At 65.5% G+C, this 18,873-nt stretch carries 24 protein-coding genes; 8 read left to right on the top strand and 16 right to left on the bottom strand.

The features are described 5' to 3' along the window. The first annotated feature begins 1 nt into the window (after nt 1). From ASG12_RS07825 to ASG12_RS07815, 3 genes are all read left to right on the top strand, one after another. Nucleotides 2-1,096 carry an alkene reductase gene (locus ASG12_RS07825; protein ID WP_055787149.1) on the top strand — a complete coding sequence of 365 codons (1,095 nt, stop codon included), beginning with the start codon at nt 2-4 and terminating at the stop codon, nt 1,094-1,096. 155 nt (nt 1,097-1,251) lie between these two features. Beyond that, nucleotides 1,252-1,668, top strand: coding sequence for a DUF7832 domain-containing protein (locus ASG12_RS07820; RefSeq protein ID WP_055787146.1), 417 nt, complete (start codon nt 1,252-1,254; stop codon nt 1,666-1,668). Between the two features lie 131 nt (nt 1,669-1,799). Beyond that, nucleotides 1,800-3,395: an FMN-binding glutamate synthase family protein gene (locus tag ASG12_RS07815; RefSeq protein ID WP_082501721.1), complete on the top strand. Its 1,596-nt coding sequence runs from the start codon at nt 1,800-1,802 to the stop codon at nt 3,393-3,395. 75 nt (nt 3,396-3,470) lie between these two features. On the opposite strand, the gene ASG12_RS07810 is transcribed toward ASG12_RS07815, so the two are convergent. The 6 genes from ASG12_RS07810 to ASG12_RS07785 all read right to left on the bottom strand — a co-directional run bounded on the left by ASG12_RS07810 (nt 3,471) and on the right by ASG12_RS07785 (nt 6,612). Beyond that, nucleotides 3,471-3,830 carry a hemophore-related protein gene (locus tag ASG12_RS07810; protein WP_082501720.1) on the bottom strand — a complete coding sequence of 120 codons (360 nt, stop codon included), beginning with the start codon at nt 3,828-3,830 and terminating at the stop codon, nt 3,471-3,473. 128 nt (nt 3,831-3,958) lie between these two features. Then, nucleotides 3,959-4,471 carry a hypothetical protein gene (locus ASG12_RS07805; protein WP_235456133.1) on the bottom strand — a complete coding sequence of 171 codons (513 nt, stop codon included), beginning with the start codon at nt 4,469-4,471 and terminating at the stop codon, nt 3,959-3,961. Between the two features lie 202 nt (nt 4,472-4,673). Continuing rightward, nucleotides 4,674-5,219, bottom strand: a complete 546-nt coding sequence (msrA, locus tag ASG12_RS07800; protein ID WP_045820840.1) for a peptide-methionine (S)-S-oxide reductase MsrA — start codon at nt 5,217-5,219, stop codon at nt 4,674-4,676. Continuing rightward, nucleotides 5,216-5,701, bottom strand: a complete 486-nt coding sequence (gene msrB / locus ASG12_RS07795) for a peptide-methionine (R)-S-oxide reductase MsrB (RefSeq protein WP_055787917.1) — start codon at nt 5,699-5,701, stop codon at nt 5,216-5,218. The genes msrA and msrB overlap by 4 nt, the downstream gene beginning before the upstream one ends. Before the next feature lie 78 nt (nt 5,702-5,779). Next, nucleotides 5,780-6,298, bottom strand: a complete 519-nt coding sequence (locus ASG12_RS07790) for a zeta toxin family protein (RefSeq protein ID WP_055787138.1) — start codon at nt 6,296-6,298, stop codon at nt 5,780-5,782. Between the two features lie 8 nt (nt 6,299-6,306). Next, on the bottom strand, nt 6,307-6,612 hold the full coding sequence (locus ASG12_RS07785) for a TA system antitoxin ParD family protein (RefSeq protein WP_055787136.1): 306 nt from the start codon (nt 6,610-6,612) through the stop codon (nt 6,307-6,309). Nucleotides 6,613-6,854: 242 nt separating this feature from the next. On the opposite strand from ASG12_RS07785, the gene ASG12_RS07780 reads away from it, so the two are divergent. Then, complete coding sequence (locus tag ASG12_RS07780; RefSeq protein ID WP_055787132.1) at nt 6,855-7,190, top strand: hypothetical protein; 336 nt, start codon at nt 6,855-6,857, stop codon at nt 7,188-7,190. Further along, nucleotides 7,187-8,344 (top strand): hypothetical protein, encoded by a 1,158-nt coding sequence (locus tag ASG12_RS07775; RefSeq protein ID WP_156377981.1) that lies wholly within the window; start codon nt 7,187-7,189, stop codon nt 8,342-8,344. Before ASG12_RS07780 ends, ASG12_RS07775 begins: the two co-directional genes overlap by 4 nt. A 1,133-nt stretch (nt 8,345-9,477) precedes the next feature. Here the strand turns inward: ASG12_RS07775 and ASG12_RS07765 are convergent. Further along, entirely contained in the window at nt 9,478-11,121 is a 1,644-nt protein-coding gene (locus ASG12_RS07765; protein WP_055787125.1) for a nuclease-related domain-containing DEAD/DEAH box helicase, read from the bottom strand. A gap of 119 nt (nt 11,122-11,240) precedes the next feature. Here ASG12_RS07765 and ASG12_RS07760 point away from each other — a divergent pair, with 119 nt between their 5' ends. Both ASG12_RS07760 and ASG12_RS07755 read left to right on the top strand, forming a co-directional pair. Then, nucleotides 11,241-12,338 carry an HNH endonuclease gene (locus ASG12_RS07760; RefSeq protein WP_055787121.1) on the top strand — a complete coding sequence of 366 codons (1,098 nt, stop codon included), beginning with the start codon at nt 11,241-11,243 and terminating at the stop codon, nt 12,336-12,338. Next, a complete protein-coding gene (locus ASG12_RS07755; RefSeq protein ID WP_156377980.1) occupies nt 12,299-12,619 on the top strand; it encodes a hypothetical protein in 321 nt (106 codons plus the stop codon). The genes ASG12_RS07760 and ASG12_RS07755 overlap by 40 nt, the downstream gene beginning before the upstream one ends. A gap of 194 nt (nt 12,620-12,813) precedes the next feature. Here the strand turns inward: ASG12_RS07755 and ASG12_RS07750 are convergent, their stop codons facing one another. Genes ASG12_RS07750 through ASG12_RS07735 form a run of 4 tightly spaced genes read right to left on the bottom strand, consistent with a single transcriptional unit; the run spans nt 12,814 to nt 15,699 of the window. Beyond that, a complete protein-coding gene (locus ASG12_RS07750; RefSeq protein WP_055787116.1) occupies nt 12,814-13,143 on the bottom strand; it encodes a hypothetical protein in 330 nt (109 codons plus the stop codon). 44 nt (nt 13,144-13,187) lie between these two features. Further along, the gene (locus ASG12_RS07745) at nt 13,188-14,009 is read right to left on the bottom strand and encodes a hypothetical protein (RefSeq protein WP_156377978.1); all 822 of its coding nucleotides are present in this window, start codon (nt 14,007-14,009) and stop codon (nt 13,188-13,190) included. Continuing rightward, a complete protein-coding gene (locus tag ASG12_RS07740; RefSeq protein ID WP_055787110.1) occupies nt 14,006-15,412 on the bottom strand; it encodes a hypothetical protein in 1,407 nt (468 codons plus the stop codon). Before ASG12_RS07740 ends, ASG12_RS07745 begins: the two co-directional genes overlap by 4 nt. Beyond that, nucleotides 15,397-15,699 (bottom strand): type VII secretion target, encoded by a 303-nt coding sequence (locus tag ASG12_RS07735; RefSeq protein WP_162243412.1) that lies wholly within the window; start codon nt 15,697-15,699, stop codon nt 15,397-15,399. The genes ASG12_RS07740 and ASG12_RS07735 overlap by 16 nt, the downstream gene beginning before the upstream one ends. 289 nt (nt 15,700-15,988) lie before the next feature. Between ASG12_RS07735 and ASG12_RS07730 the strand changes: the two genes are divergently transcribed. Further along, complete coding sequence (locus tag ASG12_RS07730) at nt 15,989-16,369, top strand: hypothetical protein (protein WP_055787103.1); 381 nt, start codon at nt 15,989-15,991, stop codon at nt 16,367-16,369. Between the two features lie 66 nt (nt 16,370-16,435). Here ASG12_RS07730 and ASG12_RS21170 read toward each other — a convergent pair whose 3' ends face one another. From ASG12_RS21170 to ASG12_RS07720, 5 genes are all read right to left on the bottom strand, one after another. After that, nucleotides 16,436-16,990, bottom strand: coding sequence for an HD domain-containing protein (locus ASG12_RS21170; protein ID WP_235456131.1), 555 nt, complete (start codon nt 16,988-16,990; stop codon nt 16,436-16,438). Beyond that, nucleotides 16,983-17,273, bottom strand: a complete 291-nt coding sequence (locus ASG12_RS21165; protein ID WP_082501800.1) for a hypothetical protein — start codon at nt 17,271-17,273, stop codon at nt 16,983-16,985. The genes ASG12_RS21170 and ASG12_RS21165 overlap by 8 nt, the downstream gene beginning before the upstream one ends. A 9-nt stretch (nt 17,274-17,282) precedes the next feature. Next, a complete protein-coding gene (locus ASG12_RS21160; protein WP_156377976.1) occupies nt 17,283-17,816 on the bottom strand; it encodes an LpqN/LpqT family lipoprotein in 534 nt (177 codons plus the stop codon). A gap of 73 nt (nt 17,817-17,889) precedes the next feature. Further along, nucleotides 17,890-18,117, bottom strand: a complete 228-nt coding sequence (locus ASG12_RS21630; protein WP_156377975.1) for a hypothetical protein — start codon at nt 18,115-18,117, stop codon at nt 17,890-17,892. Between the two features lie 160 nt (nt 18,118-18,277). Further along, on the bottom strand, nt 18,278-18,856 hold the full coding sequence (locus ASG12_RS07720) for a hypothetical protein (RefSeq protein WP_055787098.1): 579 nt from the start codon (nt 18,854-18,856) through the stop codon (nt 18,278-18,280). Between the last annotated feature and the right edge of the window lie 17 nt (nt 18,857-18,873).

Raw genomic sequence — 18,873 nt, 5'->3', positions numbered from 1 at the left:
CATGACTTACACGCTTACCGATGACTCCCCGCTGCTGAAGCCGTTCGACTCCGGCGTCATCCACACGCCCCACCGCGTGTTCATGGCACCGCTGACCCGCCTGCGCGCGGAGTCCGACGGCACCCCCACCGACCTGCAGACCGAGTACTACCGCCAGCGTGCGGGCGCCGGCCTCATCATCACCGAGGCCACGCAGTCCAGCGCCTCGGCCGGTGGCGCGTACATGAACACCCCGGGCATCCACAACGACGCCCAGCAGGCCAAGTGGGCCGAGATCGCCGAGGCCGTCCACAACGAAGGCGGCCAGATCTTTGTGCAGACCTGGCACGTGGGTCGCGTCGCGCACCCCGATCTCCCCGGCGGCGACCCGGTCGCCCCGTCGGCCATCGCTGCCGACGGCAAGGCCCACGGCCCGAACGGCAGCGTCCCCCTGGTCACCCCCCGTGCGTTGGAGACCAATGAGATCTCCGGCATCGTCGACGCCTTCCGCACCTCGGCTCGCCGCGCCATCGACGCCGGGCTCGACGGCGTGGAGATCCACGGCGCCAACGGCTACCTGCTGCACCAGTTCCTCGGCGACGACACCAACCAGCGCACCGACGAATACGGCGGCTCGCCCGCCAACCGTGCGCGCATCGTCATCGAGATCGTGAAGGCCGTCGTCGATGAGATCGGCGCCGACAAGGTCGGTATCCGCCTGAGCCCCGGCCACAAGGCCAACGGCATGAACGAGTCCGACACCGTGCCCGTGCACCAGGAACTCCTGCGCGCCATCGCCGACATCCCGTTGGCATACGTGCACTTCCTCATCGAGCCCACCGATCCGGTGCTCGCGACGCTACGTCCCGAGATCACCGTGCCGTTCCTGCTCAACACCGGCTTCGCCATCGAGTCCGATTTCGCGCAGCTCGAGAAGCTCGTCGCCGACGGCACCGCCGATGCGGTCATCGTGGGCCGGTGGTACATCTCCAACCCCGACCTGGTGGAGCGTCTCAAGAAGGGCGCCGAGCTCACCGAGCCGAACCAGGCCACGTTCTACGCGCCGGGCGCCGAGGGCTACACCGATTACCCGTCGCTGGAGACCCAGAACGCCTGACATCAGCGCACGATGAACGCCCGCCACTTCCCTCCGGAGTGGCGGGCGTTGTCGTATTCGACCCGAATGTCGGCGGTACGGGAACATTCGATGCGAGTCGCTGCATCTGATGTCGCGAGCGGTGATGGACACCGTCTTCGACTCCAGGAGTACCCGTGACCATCGACGACGCCTCATGGCACTACGACAGCGTGGGTGACCTCGGACTCGAGGTGTCGGCGTCCGGCATCCACATCGGCGCGTTCCTGGCGTGGGCCGCACTTCGAGGGTTGGTCGCAACGAACAAACAAGCTGCCATCGTCGCGGCTCACCAACGCCGAGTGACGCTGTCGGACTACACGTTCACGTACTTCCACGGAGAATTCAGGAGCCTCGACCTCACCGAGACCGGCACCGCCTTCGCCAAAGCCGCGTACCGGACATACCTCACGACCCTGTCGTCCGTTCCTGCCGTCGCGCGGTACGACAACAGCTACGAGGTCCCCGACACATGGGACACCTTCGACGCGATCTCGCCGCTGCTCGACGACATCTACGCCTATTGGAAAGCCGGCCGAACCGAGTACCCGTGATCGAGATGATCGAGACGGCAGCTTGCCGAAGCCGATCGCGAACAGCTCGCGAATACGAACGCGAACTGGTGCCCTCACAACGATTCCCCCGCATCGGGTAACTCCGCCAGGCGGCGCGATACCGTTCACGGGTGACCCGCATCGCGCTCGTCGGAACACTGGTCCTGCTCACCGTCGGCGCGGTGGTCGGAGGTGTGCTCGGCCCGTGGGGATGGTTCGTCGTCGCGGCGGTGCTCGGATGCGTAGCGGCAGTCGGTGTCTACGATCTCGTACAAACCCGACATTCGGTACTGCGCAACTATCCCGTGCTCGGCCACATGCGCTATCTCCTCGAAGCGGTCCGGCCAGAACTGCAGCAGTACTTCATCGAACGCAACGTCGACGGTCGTCCGTTCGACCGCGATGTCCGGTCCCTGATCTACGAGCGCGCGAAGGGAACCGCGGCGGAGCAGTCGTTCGGGACCGAACGCGATCTCGACGCCGACGGGTACGAATATCTCGTCCACTCGATCGCGCCGGTCGACCCGCCCGACGAGCCGCCGCGTGTGCGGATCGGCGGTCCCGACTGCACGCGGCCGTACGACATGTCGCTGTTGAACGTGTCGTCGATGAGCTTCGGGTCGCTCTCGGGGAACGCGTTGCGGGCGTTGAACTCCGGGGCCGCACGCGGTGGGTTCGCGCACGACACCGGTGAGGGCGGACTCACGCCGTACCACCTCGGTGGTGGTGACGTGGTGTGGGAGATCGGGTCCGGCTACTTCGGCTGCCGGACGGCGGAGGGGCGTTTCGACGCGGCCCAGTTCGCAGAGAAGGCCGCGCATGAGGCGGTGAAGTGCCTGTCGCTGAAGCTGAGTCAGGGTGCCAAGCCCGGCATCGGCGGGGTGTTGCCGGCCGCCAAGGTCACCGCGGAGATCGCCCGCTATCGCGGTGTCCCGCAGGGCCAGAAGTGCGTCAGCCCGGCCGGTCACGCCGAGTTCTCCACTCCCCGCGGCCTGGTGCAGTTCATCGCAAGGATGCGTGAGCTCGCCGACGGCAAGCCTGTCGGGTTCAAGCTGTGCGTCGGGTCGCGCGTCGAACTCCTCGCGATCTGCAAGGCGATGCTGGCAGAGCAGGTCACACCGGACTTCATCATCGTCGACGGATCCGAGGGCGGCACGGCCGCAGCGCCGTTGGAGTACGAGGACCACGTCGGGCTCCCGCTGACCGACGGCCTGATGACCGTCCACAACGCCCTCGTCGGTGTCGGTCTGCGCGACCGGATCCGTGTCGGTGCCAGCGGCAAGGTCGCGACCGGCTCCGACATCGTGAAGCGCCTCATCCAGGGAGCCGACTACACCAACTCCGCCCGCGCGATGATGATGGCGATCGGCTGCATCCAGTCGCAACGGTGCCACACGAACCACTGCCCCGTCGGCGTGGCGACGCAGGACCCGGCTCGTGCCCGCGCCCTCGACGTCACCGACAAGGGCCACCGGGTGTTCCGGTACCAGCAAGCGACCGTCGCCGAGGCGATGCGGATCATGGCGTCGATGGGTGTCACCGACCCCGCCGCGCTCCATCCGTCGATGCTGCGCAAACGCTTGGGTCCGGTGTCGCAGCAGGCGTATTCGGAGATCTACGAGTGGCTCGAGCCCGGCGAACTCGTCGCCGACACCCCGGCGAGCTGGGCCGAGGACTGGCTCCTCGCCGACCCGGACACCTTCACCCCGGCCGCGTTCAGCCGCTGACCGCGGCGAGTTACAACCGCCGCGAACAGCACTGTGCCCGGCTGCGAATGATCAGCCGGGCACAGCGATGGCGTGTCACCGCTTCGGGTGGCACTCCCTGTGGTGGTCGCGGATCGGCATGCGCGCCTGACGCAGTTCCTTGAACTCCTCGCGGTGGGTCTTGCGGAAGGCGCGGATCTCGGTGCGCCGCTGATCCTTCGGCACGGTGCGCACATGGGCGAGCTCGGTGGCGAGGTCGGGATGACGGGCCAGCACACCCGCGATCGCCGGTGCGGCCTGTGCGACGGCAGCCGCGCGACCCTGCGGTGTGCACTGCGCCGGGGCGGCCGAGGCGGTGGCGGCAGGAATCCCCGCGGCCAGACCCACGCCGAGTGCGACGGCTGCCGCCGCACCCACCCGTCGGGTCCAGAGAGTTGTGTGTCCGATGGCTGTCATGGTTCTCCTCAGGTGTCATCGCTGTGATGCACGGTCGAATCTCGCCCGGAATCCTGTGGCGAGCCTGAGAACGTCGGGATTGTCGTGAAGGTCTTCAGAGGTCCTTCAGGTGACGAGTCTGTAGGGGGTCAGACCGCACTCCACGGCGCGTAGGCCCAGCCCACGAACGTCCACGAGCCCAGGTTCGCCGACGGCAGGATCTGGTTGTCGGTGGCGTCGCCGTATCCGGGCGCGAAGCCCTGCACCCCGCCACTCTCGTAGTCGCCGTTGCCGATCGAGATGTCGACGTGGCCGCCGTCTTCGCTCTGCGAGAACACCAGCGCACCGGGTGGCGCGGGAAGCGTGGTGTGTCCCTGACCTGCCGCCGCGAGTCCGTTGTAGAACGCGAGGGCGGCGTCATGCGGGATGCCGTTCGCGGTGGTCTTCCCGTACGCGGCGTCGACGAAGTCCTCGCAGCCGTACTCACCGAAGTCGTTGCTGTGCAACAACGTGGCGCCGCGGACCAACGCCACTCCCCCGTTCGCGATCGCCACGGCGTCGCTGATGGGGCTGTCGGCCTGCGCCGCGGGTGCGACCGCGCAGGTGATGGCCATGACCGCACCGACGGCGGTAACGACGGCGGTGGTTCTCTTCGACGACACGATGCGAGGCATACCTGCACGGTCCCACCGCGTGGGCCCTCTACGGCCTCTGCGACCGATATCGACAGGTGTTTGCCACGAAGCACCCAGATTGCGGGTGCGTCTGCGCGGTTTGCCGGGTCCGGCAATCACTCTCGGAGGTGCACACACGACAACGCCCCCGCTCCGAAAGGAGCGAGGGCGTCGCGTTCGAGCGCGTCTGTCAGGCGTTGGCCTCGTCGCGCTTGGGGAGGACCCAACCCGGTCGCACGTAGTGGCAGGTGTACCCGCCGGGGTTGCGGATCAGGTAGTCCTGGTGCTCGGGCTCGGCCTGCCAGAACGGGCCGCTGGGCTCGATCGTGGTGACGGCCTTGCCCGGCCACAGTCCCGAGGCGTCGACGTCGGCGATGGTCTCGCGCGCCACCTTCTCCTGCTCGGGGGTGACCGGGAAGATCGCCGAGCGGTAGCTCGAGCCGCGGTCGTTGCCCTGACGGTCCTTGGTCGTCGGGTCGTGCGCCTGGAAGAAGAACGCCAGGATGTCGCGGTAGGTGGTCTGCGACGGGTCGAACACGATCTCGACGGCCTCGGCGTGGCCGGGGTGCTTGCGGTAGGTGGCGTGGTCGTTGGTGCCGCCGGTGTAGCCGACGCGGGTGGAGATCACGCCGGGGCGGCGACGGATGAGGTCTTCCATGCCCCAGAAGCAGCCGCCCGCCAGAACGGCGGTCTCGGTGCCCGTGGCGGTGGTGAGTGCTCCGGTGTCGGTGGTCATCGTGTGTGCTCCTCTGTACTCGAATCGGACGTGGTGTCGGTGGTGAACAGTGCGCGGTACTCGCCGTAGCCCTGGGCCTCGAGCTCGTCGACTCCGACGAACCGCAGCGCCGCGGAGTTCATGCAGTACCGCTGGCCGCCGGCGTTACGCGGGCCGTCGCCGAAGACGTGGCCCAGGTGACTGTCGGCGGTGGCCGAGCGGACCTCGGTGCGTTTCATCAGCAGCTTGCGGTCGCTCTTTGTGGTGACCGCGGCGTCGTCGATCGGCTTGGTGAAGCTCGGCCAGCCCGTTCCACTGTCGTACTTGTCGGTCGAGGAGAACAAGGGCTCACCCGACACGACATCGACGTAGATCCCGGGCTCGTGGTTGTCCCAGTACTCGTTGGCGAACGCCGGCTCGGTGCCGTCCTTTTGGGTCACCCGGTACTGCGTCGGGGTCAAGGCCGCCACCGCGTCGTCGGTCTTACGGAAACTCGTGCTCACATCTACCTCCTCGCACACCGCTGGCTGCGGCGTCTCCTACTCCAACGTACGAGGGTCGGGTTTTGGTCCCGAGCAGTGTCAGGTCAGGAAATCCTCGGGCGTCCACGCTCGCCACGTAGCGTTGCCGACCATGCGACCGCGGTCGAAGGAGGCGACGACACGGAACGGATTCCTCGCGGTGGTGTTGTCGTAGACGTAGGCCTGGTCGACGAGGCCGATCGCCTCACGAACCAGCGTCCACAGTCGCGCGTGGCGCTCGCGGATCTTGCTCTCGGGCACCGAGTGGCCTCCCAGCTCGACCCGGTTGAGCACCCGGGCCACGCTGAGGTCGACGGGGACGATCACGACGTGCAGCGTGATCATGTAACCGGCCGACGCCGCCGATCGGATCAGGTCGAGCTTCGACGGATGCGAGAACTCAGTCTCGGTGACGAAGGATCGGCGCTCGGCGAGCAACTCCGCGCGCTCATCGGCCGTGGTCCCATCGGCGTTGACGAACGGCAGCTGCGTTGTCGGCTCGAGCACCAAGTCGTAGAGCGTCGACTTCCCGGCCCCGTTCGGGCCGACGACGACGTGGAGGACCGGGCCGGCGGCCATTGCATCGGTCAGGACCGCCGCTCGACCACGCTGCCCTGTTCATCGAGTTCCTCGAACGGTCGACCCTCTGCGGCGAACCGCCCTTCGAGGTCGAGCTCGTCGATACGACTGCCGACGCGCTCGGACCATGCGGCACGTACCACTGCCTGCTCGCGGACCGACAGCGAGTCGTAGTCGGCGCGGCCGGTGAGCACGGCGTTGATATCACGCACACCGATGTGGCCGGACGCCTCGAGCTCACGACCGATCAGCGCCCAGTGCGCGACCTGCTGCGCTGCGACTCGCGACCCCGCCCGCGAGCTTCGCCGACGCATACAAGTCGTCGTCGATTCGCAGAGATGATGTGGTTCCCATGGCAACCTCCGGTCCAGACGATCTGAGTGCAGCAATCGGCCACAAAACCGCTGGAGCTCGCAGATCGGCTGCTCACCGCCCATAAACCGGCGTCTGCTGGGTACTACGACACGTAGTTGGAGGGCGTGACATCGGAGCAAGTGTACGTCTGTACTTATAGCTAGGGTGGTCTCCGCACGTATACGCCTACTTGAGGAAGCTCATGACGACACCGCCGCTGACGGCTGATATCGCAGCCATCCGCGACCACGCCGCAAGCATCGGGCGGAGCGCCGACGCGACCGACGAAGCGATGCGCTCATCGAACAGGGATGTCGGCGACTCCCTCGTCGGCTGGGCTCCGGCGTCCCAGCGCGCGCTGTCCGCGCTCCTCGAACAGTGGGAAAGGACAGCACCGAACCTCGTCGGCGCAACCCGTCGCCAGGTCGACGCTCTGGCGTCTGCCGCCACCGCATATGACACCCAGGAAGACCAGAACAAGGCAGCGATCCGTGCGGCCGGATCTGGCGCGGGCACCTCTGCCGCCAAGCCACAATGAACCCCGCTGAGATCGACCGATGGAAGCCGGAGTCGTTGTCCGCCGTCGGTGCGGCGTGCGCAAAACAAGGCGCAGCATGCGACGCGACGATTGACTCGCTCAAGGACCAACGGGTTTTCGGAACGTGGTCTGGGGTCGCCGCCGACTCAGCGCGAACAGCGTCCCAGACGCTGGCCGGCGAGTACGAGAAGCACCAGAATGAGCTACAGCAAGTACGAGCAGCAGCCGGCAACGGCGCAGAACGCGCATCACAGATCAAGGCCGATCTCGCGGCAGCACGGGACTTCATCACTTCTCACCAGTTCGTCCTCGATGACGCGTCGGGACGGGTATCTCTGAATCCCATCCAGCAATGGATGGTGGACGAAATAACAGTTCGCTCGCCGGAGCGGGCGCTCGAGGAGTCCCAGATGCTAGCGGCTCTCCGCGACGCGCAGGCGAAGATCGACGACGTGTCGGCGAAGGCTGATGCCGCCGACCGCGAGGTGGCGGTCGCCGTAGAGCGCGCCATGTCCGGCGACACAGCGCCGCTGACATCGTCGAATTCGGTGCCCGCTCCGCAACCAGGGCAATTGCCTGGTTCCCCTCTGCAGAATTCGATACCTCTCATGCACGAGCCCGGTTCGTCGACGACGAGTCGCCTCGTGCGTGTGGATGTCCCAGCCGGTTTTACTGACAAGTCGCTCACATCAGACCTCGCGAAGAAGTACGCCAAGCCCGTCACGTTCGACCCCCATGCGCCCGGCGTCATAGGAAAAGTCGTGGATACGCGGCAGCACGGGAAGAACTACAACCTCGGTGCGGGAAAACCGGACATCGTCATTCCCTTCAAGCCCGACACCGGCGACATGAACCCGCGCATCCCCCGCGCCCCAGGCTCTGCCGGAAGCCTGAACGTCAGCATCAATTCCCTCGAGAAGGTCCGCGCCGACAGCGCAACGCCGACTGCGATGCGCGCGGTGAACGTCGACGGACACAACTACCTTCAAATCGACTACCAGTACAACTACAGCGCGGCAGCACCCAATAACGTCATCGACGTGAACGGGATCAAGTTGTCGACAACGAACCACGACACGTGGGCACCATTGACCGCCGAGCAAGCGCAGGCGATAGCCGGCCGGGGGGTCCCGCTCCCCACCCCAGGGCAGTGAGAATGAGGACCAGACGCGTCCTCGTTGCCGTAGCGACAGTCGTTGTGGTTGCAGCGGTGGCGGTAGCAGCAGTGATCCTGGTGAGAAATGACTCGAGCAACAGTTCCTTCACGCCCTCCGACGGACTGCTCACTGCGGCCGACCTCCCGGGCTATTCACTGACACGGCAAGACGACAAGTCGACGCCCGTCAATGGGCAGACGACTCCCGCCACGTGCGTCGACGTCATCGCCGCTCAGGACCGACTCGTCGAGCGCCAATCCTCCGTCGCCGTGGTCGCCCAGTCAGCGAGCGATGACCTTCCCACGATCACCCAATCGGTACTGACCGGAGGCCCGTCGGTGGCTCAGACCCGAGACACGGTTTCCCGGTGCCCGCAGTACGCGAAGAGCGCCGGGGCGGAGTCGGTCACCATAGCAACGACTGTCCTGCGACCACCCTCGCAGTGCCCCTCCGATGCGCTCGTGGTCCGAATGCGGACGCAACTGAACACTGCTCAGCTGCAATCGGATTCCAGCTCGATAGTCGGATATGTGCAGGGGCGTTCCGCCGTCGGCGTACTCACGGAAGTACTCCGTTCGCCGACCCAGGACGTACCCGACAGGTTTTGCTCGCTCCTCACCACGATTCAGAATCGGATCGGCGAGAAGTGAGGTGGTTCAGAGGTTCGCGGGCACTATTCAAAGACCCCGACCTCGACGTCGACGCCGTGGCCCGCCACCTGCATGCGCGCATGGCACGAGAAGCAGCTCGCGAGGCCGTCGGGACCATTCACCTCACCGCGAAGCGGCAGTACCGGCGGTACCGGTCGACTCATCCTGACCAGTACTTGTCCTACGACACATGGCTGCGGCACTACAGAGAGATCACCGACGGGCCTACTCGCTGGCCAGACCCTCCCAGCGATGGAATGCAGCATGTGCCGGGTGGGACATTCACGCCCTGACGGATTCGGGCCAGAATGTGACATCGGTCGATGAGTACCCCCGGCACGACAGCCCCGATCTACTGGCGGCACGGATCGCGGTTGGTTCTGGGCCGGCAACGCCATGATCGGAACGTTGTTCCTGACCGTCGGCAGCGTCATCGTCGCTGCAGTGCGATGGGCGTTCTCACGCCTGAAGCACCGCCGATCACAGATGAAGGCGTGACGCCAACTCCACCCCGCCGACCTCTCGGACGAACTCCGGGTCACCGCAGACGACGAGCTGCTCACGCGCCCGCGAGAGACCGACGTAGAGACGTTCCCTCGATCGATCACGCGGCTTCGACTCGTTCAGGGCGAGGATGATGACGTTGCGTTCGAGTCCTTTGAAGCCGAGGACGTGCCCGTAGAAGATGTCGTCGTTGTCCCAGAACGTCTTCCAGTAGGCCTGAGCGCCCTCCTCCTGCCGCTCGACCTGGATCGGATGCCGACTCCCCGTCGACAGCAACGCGATGTCCTCGTAGCGCCACCCCTGCTCGAGCAGTCCGTCGACCTGATCGTCGGCAACACCCAACGCATCGTCGGCGGAGCACGCGACGAACGTGACCTCCGGGCCCTCGCCACCGCGGAGCTGCATTCGCTGACCGACCAGTGGATGGAACGCGGTGGCGATCTGCCGGGTGTTACGGAGGTTGTGATCGAGCACCAAGGGCACCAACGCCACCGGCGGCGAACCCTCACGGTCGAACACCCGCTGCGCCTCGTCGCTGAACACGTAGATGCCGCTGGTCTCGGGATCGGTGAGACAGGCGAGCATCGGCTTCCACCACTCGTCGGCGAAGTCCTGGGCCTCGTCGATGACGATCGCGTCGAATCGCTTGCCGGCCGGCAACGCCTCGGCGAGTTCGGTCATCTGTAGCGGGAGGTCGTGTTCCCAGAACTGCGCTGCCTCCTCGGTGCGGATGTTCTCGTCGGGTCCGGTCGCGGCACCCCACTGCTTGCCCAGGTCGTGGAATTCGCCGACGTAGGCGGGCTTCTCCTTGTAGGGCCAGGTGCCGGTGAGCCGTTCGAGGTAGGAGGCCAACCCGTGCGAATAGCAGATCAGCGCAACGCGTTTGCCGGCTCTGGTCAACCGGCGCGCCTGTTCGACGGCGAGGTAGGTCTTCCCGCTGCCGGCGCCGCCACGGATCTCCACGCGGTCGAGCACGTCGATCGCCCGCAGGATCACCGCCTGCTCCTGACTGAGCAGGTCGGCGGTCATCTCGTTCTCCGACGCCCGGGCCACCACGTCGCGCTGCGGCAGTCCGCGGCCGGCCAGACACGTTCGCAGCTGTTCGATGCTCGCCGAGTCGATATGGGGGCGGTCGAGTTCCTGCTTCAACAGCACGATGCGGATGAGCGGCAACAGTTCGTCGAGCTGGGTGCGGTCGATCACCTTCCAGCGCGGGCAATCCGGCACCGCGAAATCGGCGGGCAGTTCGGTGTTGGGCAGCACCACCATGTGGTCCCACCGCACACGACCGTGCGTCCACCGGGGATCGGCCTCGACGAACTCGCGCAGTGCGTAGCAGGCGTCGCGCGCCTGGCGGACAGGCTCGATCACATGGTGCTTGCCGTTGCGGCCCTGCCGCCATGAGTCACCGTCGTGCCAGACCTCGCCGCCCTTCACCTCGAGGCACATGATGCCCGCGCCCTCGATGGCGACGAGAACGTCGATCTCATGGTCTTTCAGATGATCGGTGACGCGCTGCCCGTGGACCACGAGGTCGGAGTCCATCAGCTGATCGACCAGCTTGTTCCACACCGACTGCTCGCTATGGTGCGCGAAACGCGGTGACTCTGGTTGCTGCATCGGCACTGTCGGCCCCTTCGACCACGTCGACTCCCCCGTTGCCGTGTCGGTCGAGACCACCGGGCCGTCGCTCTCCGTTCTATCGGATCACGCCGACAATGCGGGTACTTTCGGAAGCCATGTCCCCTCCCGCGGCCGATCCGCTCGCCCTGGGGCAGAAGCTCGTGAGCATTCTCGACGACGGCCTGCGCACCGCCACCTACAAACTCGCCACGCTCATCGCGCTGCTCGATCACGCCGTCGAGCACGTTCCTGCCGATACCGACGCCGAGGTGCACGTTGATCTCGACGATCTCGCCGCTCGCGTCATCGCGCTCTACTGGCGGCCGGTGCGCGACCTCGACGGCCACTACCTGCGCCAGTCGAGCAACCCCGTCGCGCGAATCCCCGACACCGTGCGCACGTTCCGGACGCTCGCGTCGCGGGTCGGTGGTACCGAACCGACCGTGGACGTCGCGGCCCGATCGCATCCGACCGACTACCTCGCTGCCGTCGCGACGGTGAAGCAGGTGCTGGTGACGCAACCGCTGTACCGACTGCAGCGGGTCCGCGGCGCCCAGCGCCACGAGTATTTCCTGTACGACGACACCTGGCTCAGCGATCGGGTGTCGGCGCGAACTCTGGCCCATCACAACAACCGGATCACGTTGTTGCCGGGCGTCTGCACCACCCTGGCGCGCCTGTCATCGCTGATGAGGCCGGCGCTGCAGATCTCGTGGCTCGACGACGTGCGCCGACTCAACCCGTTCCTGCACCGCGACGTGCCCGACCTCGCCGCGCACCATTTCGGCGCCGACCGCATCTCTCTCGACCGAGCCCGCAGCGCCCTGCTCGAGAACTTCGGGCCGAGGTGTTTCTACTGCGATGCACCGACGACCCAGCATGTGGACCATGTGCTTCCCTGGTCGCGGGTGGGTCTCGACGGGCTGAGCAACCTGGTGCTGGCCTGCGCCCGATGCAACCTGAACAAGTCACACCTGCTTCCCGACCCTCAGTTCGTGGCGCGGGCGCTCGACCGTGGACGCGACCGCCTCACCGACATCGCCGAGACGATCGCGTGGCCCAGCCAGTACGACCGTGTTGCATCCGCCGCGCACGGTCTCTACGCCACCCAACCCGCGGGCACACCCCTGTGGCTCGGCCATCGACGCGTGGACACCATTCGCACCGACTTCGCGTGGCCAAGGTTCACCACCATGACGGAAAGCGGCGAATGATGTTCGCGCGCAGGCAGAAGCTGTTCCTCGACGATGACCAGAACATGAGCCCCAAGGCGCGCCACTTCCACGCGCGGCTGGCCAGAGACGCAGCTCGCGAGGCCATCGGGACCCTGACGCTGACCGCCCGTCGACAATATCGCCGCTACCGGAAACAGAATCCTGACCAGTATCTCGGGTGGGAAGCATGGGTGGGGCACTACCGCGAGGTGACCGACGGTCCGGTGCACGGACCTGGATCGCCGAATGACGGCATGAACAACATCCCGATGAACCCGTGACGCCCCGCATCGAAATCGCACAGCGTCATAGCCTTCGAGCCTGACACCCGCGATGTGCGTTTCCGCAGCCCCCGCGCTCCGAGAGCAGGAACACGAGCCACACAGCGCACGAGGCGCAGTCATCGCCGTGGCCGCGAACCAGGTTGCTGCGCGTCGCCAGCGGCGCACCGCTACGGGACCGGCGGGCCATCCGCTCACACTGTTCGGAGCCTGCTGATTATTTTCTTCGCCGCAACTGCGCCCACGGCGATGGTGGCGAGAGCAGCGATGACGAGGAAAATTGTTCCCTGCAGTCGGTTGTTAGACATCTGACCGGAGATCGAGGCACCGTTCTGACCGGGACCCGTCCCTACTTCGGCGGCGGGGATCAAGGTCTCCGCCGTCCTGGCGATGTGTCTGCATCGATCGCCCGATGACATCTGCACGCCATCGCAGAAGTCCTGGTGGGTGAGGCTGTTCCACCCGATGACACCTGAGAAGCCCACGATGCCCGCGAGCACCAGCAGACCGAGGACGACTTTCATCGGTGAGGTAGTCCGCTCCGGGTGTCGCACGGACGTGGGGCCGGTCATGCCACTTCTTCGAGGATCCGGCCGGACGCGATGCGCTCGACGACCCGGTCGTCGGCCAGCTCATCGCGGAGTTCGGGGTGCGTCCAATAGAAGTGAATGAGCCAGAACGCTGCTCGGTTGCCCATCGGCCAGTTGATGGAGATCGAGAGCGGTCGCTTGCCGACACCAGAACGAATCAGCCACAAACGGTCCGGAAAGTAGACACGTTGCCGCTTCTTCCTTTGCTGCGGGGCGAGAGTGAGTTCGTCGATGTCATCCCACGGAATCCGGTTACGAGTCAGACCCAGGTCCATGGAGTCGATACCTGCTGGGCTGAGTGCGAGCCAGCCGCTCGAACCGCGAACCAGGATCGCAACAACCATCCACACCGCGATCAGGCCGATCACCGCGGTCAACGCGGGGATCGCGTGACCCCGCCTACCCGACAGATCGAAGACGAGAATGTCCGTCCAGACCCCGACGGAGAATGCCCAACATCCCACGGCCAACAGCGCCACGAAGCCGACCGTCCGGAGTGTGGATCGGATGTCGCGCCGCATCCGGATCTGCCCGCCGCCATGCTCGGCAACGAATTCTCTGAGCGAGCTGCAGTCCCTGTCTCCCCGAGTGAATTGCGCCAACGCAGGCATTGCGAAAACCGCCGCGCCGGGGACGTAGACCAGCAGGTATGGCCAGCGACCTTCCACCACGGCGCGGGCGCTCAAGAAGGCGAAGAAGATGCCGCAGACAGCACTCACCGCGAGGGCGGTGATGAGCAACGGCGTCATCGGAGTGCGCGCCCCCGCGTATCCGGTCGGCTCGGGTAGTCGTTCGCTCACCGGCACAGGACGTCCCCCAGCTGTTCGCCCAGTTCGGAACCAATCCATCCGATGAACACGCTGCCAAACGCCGCACCGACGCCAGTTCCCGCGGGGCCGCCCGGCGAACCTGCAAGCGCACCGAGCTCGCCACCCGCGGCCCCAGCCGCGAGACCCGACACTCCCGCAACCCCCTCGACGCACTTGTCTTCGAGTGTGGGCGCGCGGTAGACGTCGACGAGTGCCGTTGCGATGCCCACGGCGGGGCCCGCATAACGAGCACCCACCTCGACCTTGCTCGCCGTCGCCGCGGAAATCCGCGGGATGTCGCCCGCTTCGCCTAGTCCCTTCTCGACTCCAGTGAGAGCCCCACCCACCGAATCGGTGATCGGATGCTTCCAGAGCGGGTCATCCGCCGGGATCTCGCGACTGTATCCGCCCACGTCGATTCTCGCGGTCTTGGTCCCACTCGGCGTCTGGGTGTAGACGACCGTCGTACCGTTGGCGAACCGTGTCTCGGTGTTCTTGGTTCCGTCCACCCAGCTGTACGACGACACTGTCGACACGTACTTCCCCGATGGGTCGAAGGTGGTCACCGAGACCTGGTCCCGTCGTGCCGTGTTCGGATTCGCTTCCCAAGGACGCGCCGGGGGATCGACGGTCTCGATCTCTTGGCGGCTGCCGTCCTGCATCTCGAGGGTCTTTCTGCGATACCCCTGATAACCGTCGTGCTCGGGAACGTGCTCCTCGCTGACCTTGCGGGGCGTGGATGCTTCCCACTGTCGCCTGATTGTGTCCTGCTGCAGATGCGCCGTGACCCCGCCGGCGCTGCCGGGGTTGGGCGCCTCGTCAGCCGGCGGAAGCGAACCGGGCAGCGGCATCCCGAAGAGATCACCACGCGAAGCGATCCCGAGCGTCTTCACCGCACTCAGGAGTGTCTGAGGGTCATCCGCCGCGGCCAGCGCGACAACTCGCTCGTTGATCACCGTCTGCGCTTCGCGCTGCGCCGCTCGCACGTCGTCGATCTCGTCTGCGGTCCATGGGATTGCCGCCAATTCGACCACCCACTGATCATCGACCGTGAACTTGCCAGTGGATTCGACGCCGTGAGCTGCATCGAGCAGATCCGTCTTGGCTCGCGACACCGCGTGAAACGCGGTGGTCAGGGCCGACGCGACCGCCGAGCAAACGTCGGAAACGTGCGCGGCGGCCTTGAATCCTCGGTCGAATGCTCCCTGTGCCGCGTCATGCGCGACACCGGTCCATCCCTTGTCGACGGGCAACGCCGCACAGAAGGTGCGCGACTCCGACGAACCCTGTTCGATCGCGTCACCGCCCGCGGTGATTGCGGGGGCGGAATGTGCGAGAGTCTCCGGCCGCCAGGTCTCGAGCCGCGAACGTGTGGGGATCACTTCGCGGGCCACGCCTTGTTCAATGTGGTCGCGACGTCCTCGTCGGTCATCCGGTAATCCTTGGCTGCACCGGCAACATGGTCGGCCGTACCGCGCGCAGAGTCGACATACTCGGTCACCTGCCGGCCGAGCTGCTGACCGATCTGACGCGCCGCCCACTGCAATGACGAACCGGGAAGGCCGTCGCAACTTGTCTCGACCGCACGATCGATGTGTTCAGCCGCAGCGGCGTCTGCGGCTGATGTTGCCTTCTCCGCCAGCGCACGCAATCGCTCCGGGTCGACCCACACTGATGTCATCGATGCCTCCTGGACGTAGCGATCGGCTTGCCGTAAGACAGTACAGTTCGTCGCCCGCTCGCGCGTCGCACTGTCCACAGGCTCGAATGCTGCATGAGTCATCCCCAGCCTTATCGCTGCCCGGCGGTTCATCTTCACGAAGCACTGTCGTCGGTTAGCTATCTGATAAACAGGACGGGCGAACACGAGACGGGGGACTCGTCGGGGCGTCTACCTCAGCTCGGCCACCCCTCGCAGCAATGCCGACTCCGATGGACTCGCTGAACACGGCAGCACTTCGACGGCGTAGATGCACGAGCCGGAAGGCATTTCAATGAAGCTTGTCTACCTACACGGAGTCGGCGACGGTGACGTGGACCGCGGGTGGCTCGCCGGCCTCAACGAGGGCCTCGAGGCGCAGAAGCTCCCTCCAATCAGCGAGGACAACGTGATCGCGCCGGTGTACGCAGACCTCTTGTCGTCGTCTGACGCAGTAGCGGCCGTCCCGAAGCCGACTCCGCACGGCGACAACGCCGATGTCTTGGCGGAGCGCGCACAGTTCCTCAATCGGCAGATCGAGGCCTACCGCAGTTCTCGATTCCCTTCGCCGGATTGCTGGCACGAGTTGCCCGTATCGCACTTCGTGAGATCGGGAAGCATCGGCGGGCATCACGGACGCAAGAAGTTGTAGCCCCACGTGGTATACGGCGTCGGAGTCGGTCAGCCGCCCTGCAGTCGCGCGATCTCGGCGGCGACGTTATCGCGGGCCCGGCTCTCCCAGTGCGCCTTTACGTACGAGGTGTGAAATAGCGTCTCCGCGTCGAGCATGGTGGGTGAGCAGCTGCGCCCGACCGGCGTTCAACACGTCGTCGGGGACGGCGCGGTACTCGTCGCGCACCCGATCGGCATATGTCGCGTACTCGTCCTCCGTTCCGGCGAGGACCGCCAGATCGGCATCGCACAGAGCTGCGGCGTTGACGTCATCGCCGACCGGCCGATGGTCAGCGGTGACGCGAACAAGTCGGGCGGCCTCGGCGGCCGTGGGAGTGTTTTCGAGACTACTCAATGCCAATGCCGCCGAACGTTCCTCGTTGTCGGAGCTTCCGATCTCGTAGACGGCGTCATGGAACCACGCGGCAATTTCGACCGGTTCCCGATCGAATTCCACACCGTCGTGCACAAGAACATCCACGGCCTGCAGGACTGCCGAAAGATGATCAACGGTGTGATATCTACGGTGCGGCTGGCGCCATCGCGCCAGCAGGTCCGCGGTGAGGTCCGGCGAGAGATACCGGCAAACAGGGTCATTCATAGAACTCACCTTTGGGCAGCCGCGGTCGTGCCGAGTCCGGCCAACCACCCGGCGAGCGCGTGATGGTCCACGTTGCGGGGGGCTCTGTGAAGTTCATCCACCGACCGTCGCCCAGCCACAGGGACCACAAGTCTTCATCGGGAAAATTGCCCATCCGCAGATGGAGAACGTCATTGCCCATGGAACCAGTCATCCATCCGTGGTCATTCGGGGCGTCGACGAAGTTGATCTGCGCGCCGAGCGCAGCCTCCAAATCGCGCACCACATCCGACCGTTTCACCATCGTCACTCCTCAGTCGACAAAATTGACTGTCTGAATCTCGGCGACCAGGCCGGCGTGATCCACTGGGGCTCGAGAGCTGTCGATCACTGTCGCAGTTGTTTGCACGAGGTACCCGACGTTGCCGCGTTCATGGACCGCATAGGTCGACGCTGCGAACAGATTCGCCGATCCCGAGGTGTAAGTACCTGTTTGCAGAGCCCAACCCGAATGGCGGCCTTGAGCGGGCCACCTGCGGACCGTTTTCTCCCGCCAATCTTCGAGGGCTCGAGCATCGACGTATGCGTGATCGATCAAGTCGGCGGGTTTCACGCCGTGATTGAAGACGAACCTGGTGCAGATGACAGCAATGTTGTCCCGGAAAGACAGTTCGGATGTCTGTGGCCCCAAAACAAGCGCGATACATCCCGCATCAGTTCCGTCTGCAACGGTCCACCCTGGCAGGGTGTGCGCTATGACGCCGGGCAGCGTGCGCTCATCGGTAACCCGGCTGTAGCTGACCGCCATCACAGCAAGCCGCTCGTAGATCGTCGTCGTTGGGTTCAATCGAAGAGACCACCAATCGTTTTGCCAAGGTTACTTCCCATCAAAGCGCCCACGGCGCCACCAATCGGGATGCTCAGTCCCATCGCGGCGGCGGGTACTCGACGGGTAAGGCTGCGATGCCCGCAGCTGTCGCGGCACCTGCAGCCAGGCCTCCGGCCGCCGCGGCGTAATCGTTGGTGCGGGCGACAGTTTCGCTCCAGCCCTTCTCGTGGTCATCGACTGCCTGATACTCGGCGACAGCGCCGGAAGCGAGCACGTTGACAACCGGGATGTATTTGAGGAAGGACGACTCCTTCGGCACAGCTTTCAGCGAACTGGGACAGATTCCTGACGCTCGGCAGCCGCAGCGATGACGGGCAAACTTTCGCCGAAGTACTGAACGATGTCCTGCTTGTATCGAACGACTCGGACACTCGTCGCCGGATCCGCAAACGCCCGCCCCCCTTCGCCCGCCAGAGCCCCTAATCGCACTCGTAACAGACGCCGGTCACGGGGAGCACCGTGTGGTGTGTCGGACAGAGCTTCGGGGGCGTTTCGGCCTTCGCCTTGGCCCTTGCCGCCGCTCGCGTTTTGGCAACCTTCGGAGTCAACGTGGGCACGCCTCCGTTGGGCGGGATCTGTGCACCGAAGTACCGATAGCACTCGAGGCGCGTCCGGGCCGCGAGATCGTCCAATGACTGAAGATCCACATGCACAGCCCCTTCGGGGGTTTCGCCGCGAGCGCGTCTTTCCGCCTCGATCGCGTAGCGATATCCCTCCCCGACCGTTCCCTCCGAGGTCACACACAGCGCACTGAGCTGCGGAATGCTGGCATCGACGCAGTGGTCGATCACCCTGCCCAGCAGCTGACCTATCCAGTTGGTGATGAGGCCCTTGTGGGTGATCCCGCTCCGCTCCTGGACGTGCTCACTCAACTGCTTGTAGGTGACGAAGTCGTTGTACCTTGTCGCGGCGTCGGTCAGTAGAGCTACCGCGTGCGGTTCCCACGCGTCGTAGGCGACGTTCATCGCGACCGTATCGCCCTCGTTGTCGAACGGCATGTGCCGGCCCCCTCAGA

Origin of the sequence: Williamsia sp. Leaf354 (genome assembly GCF_001424365.1) — a bacterium.
Classification (GTDB): domain Bacteria; phylum Actinomycetota; class Actinomycetes; order Mycobacteriales; family Mycobacteriaceae; genus Williamsia_A.
This window is presented reverse-complemented; position numbering and strand designations above follow the sequence as displayed.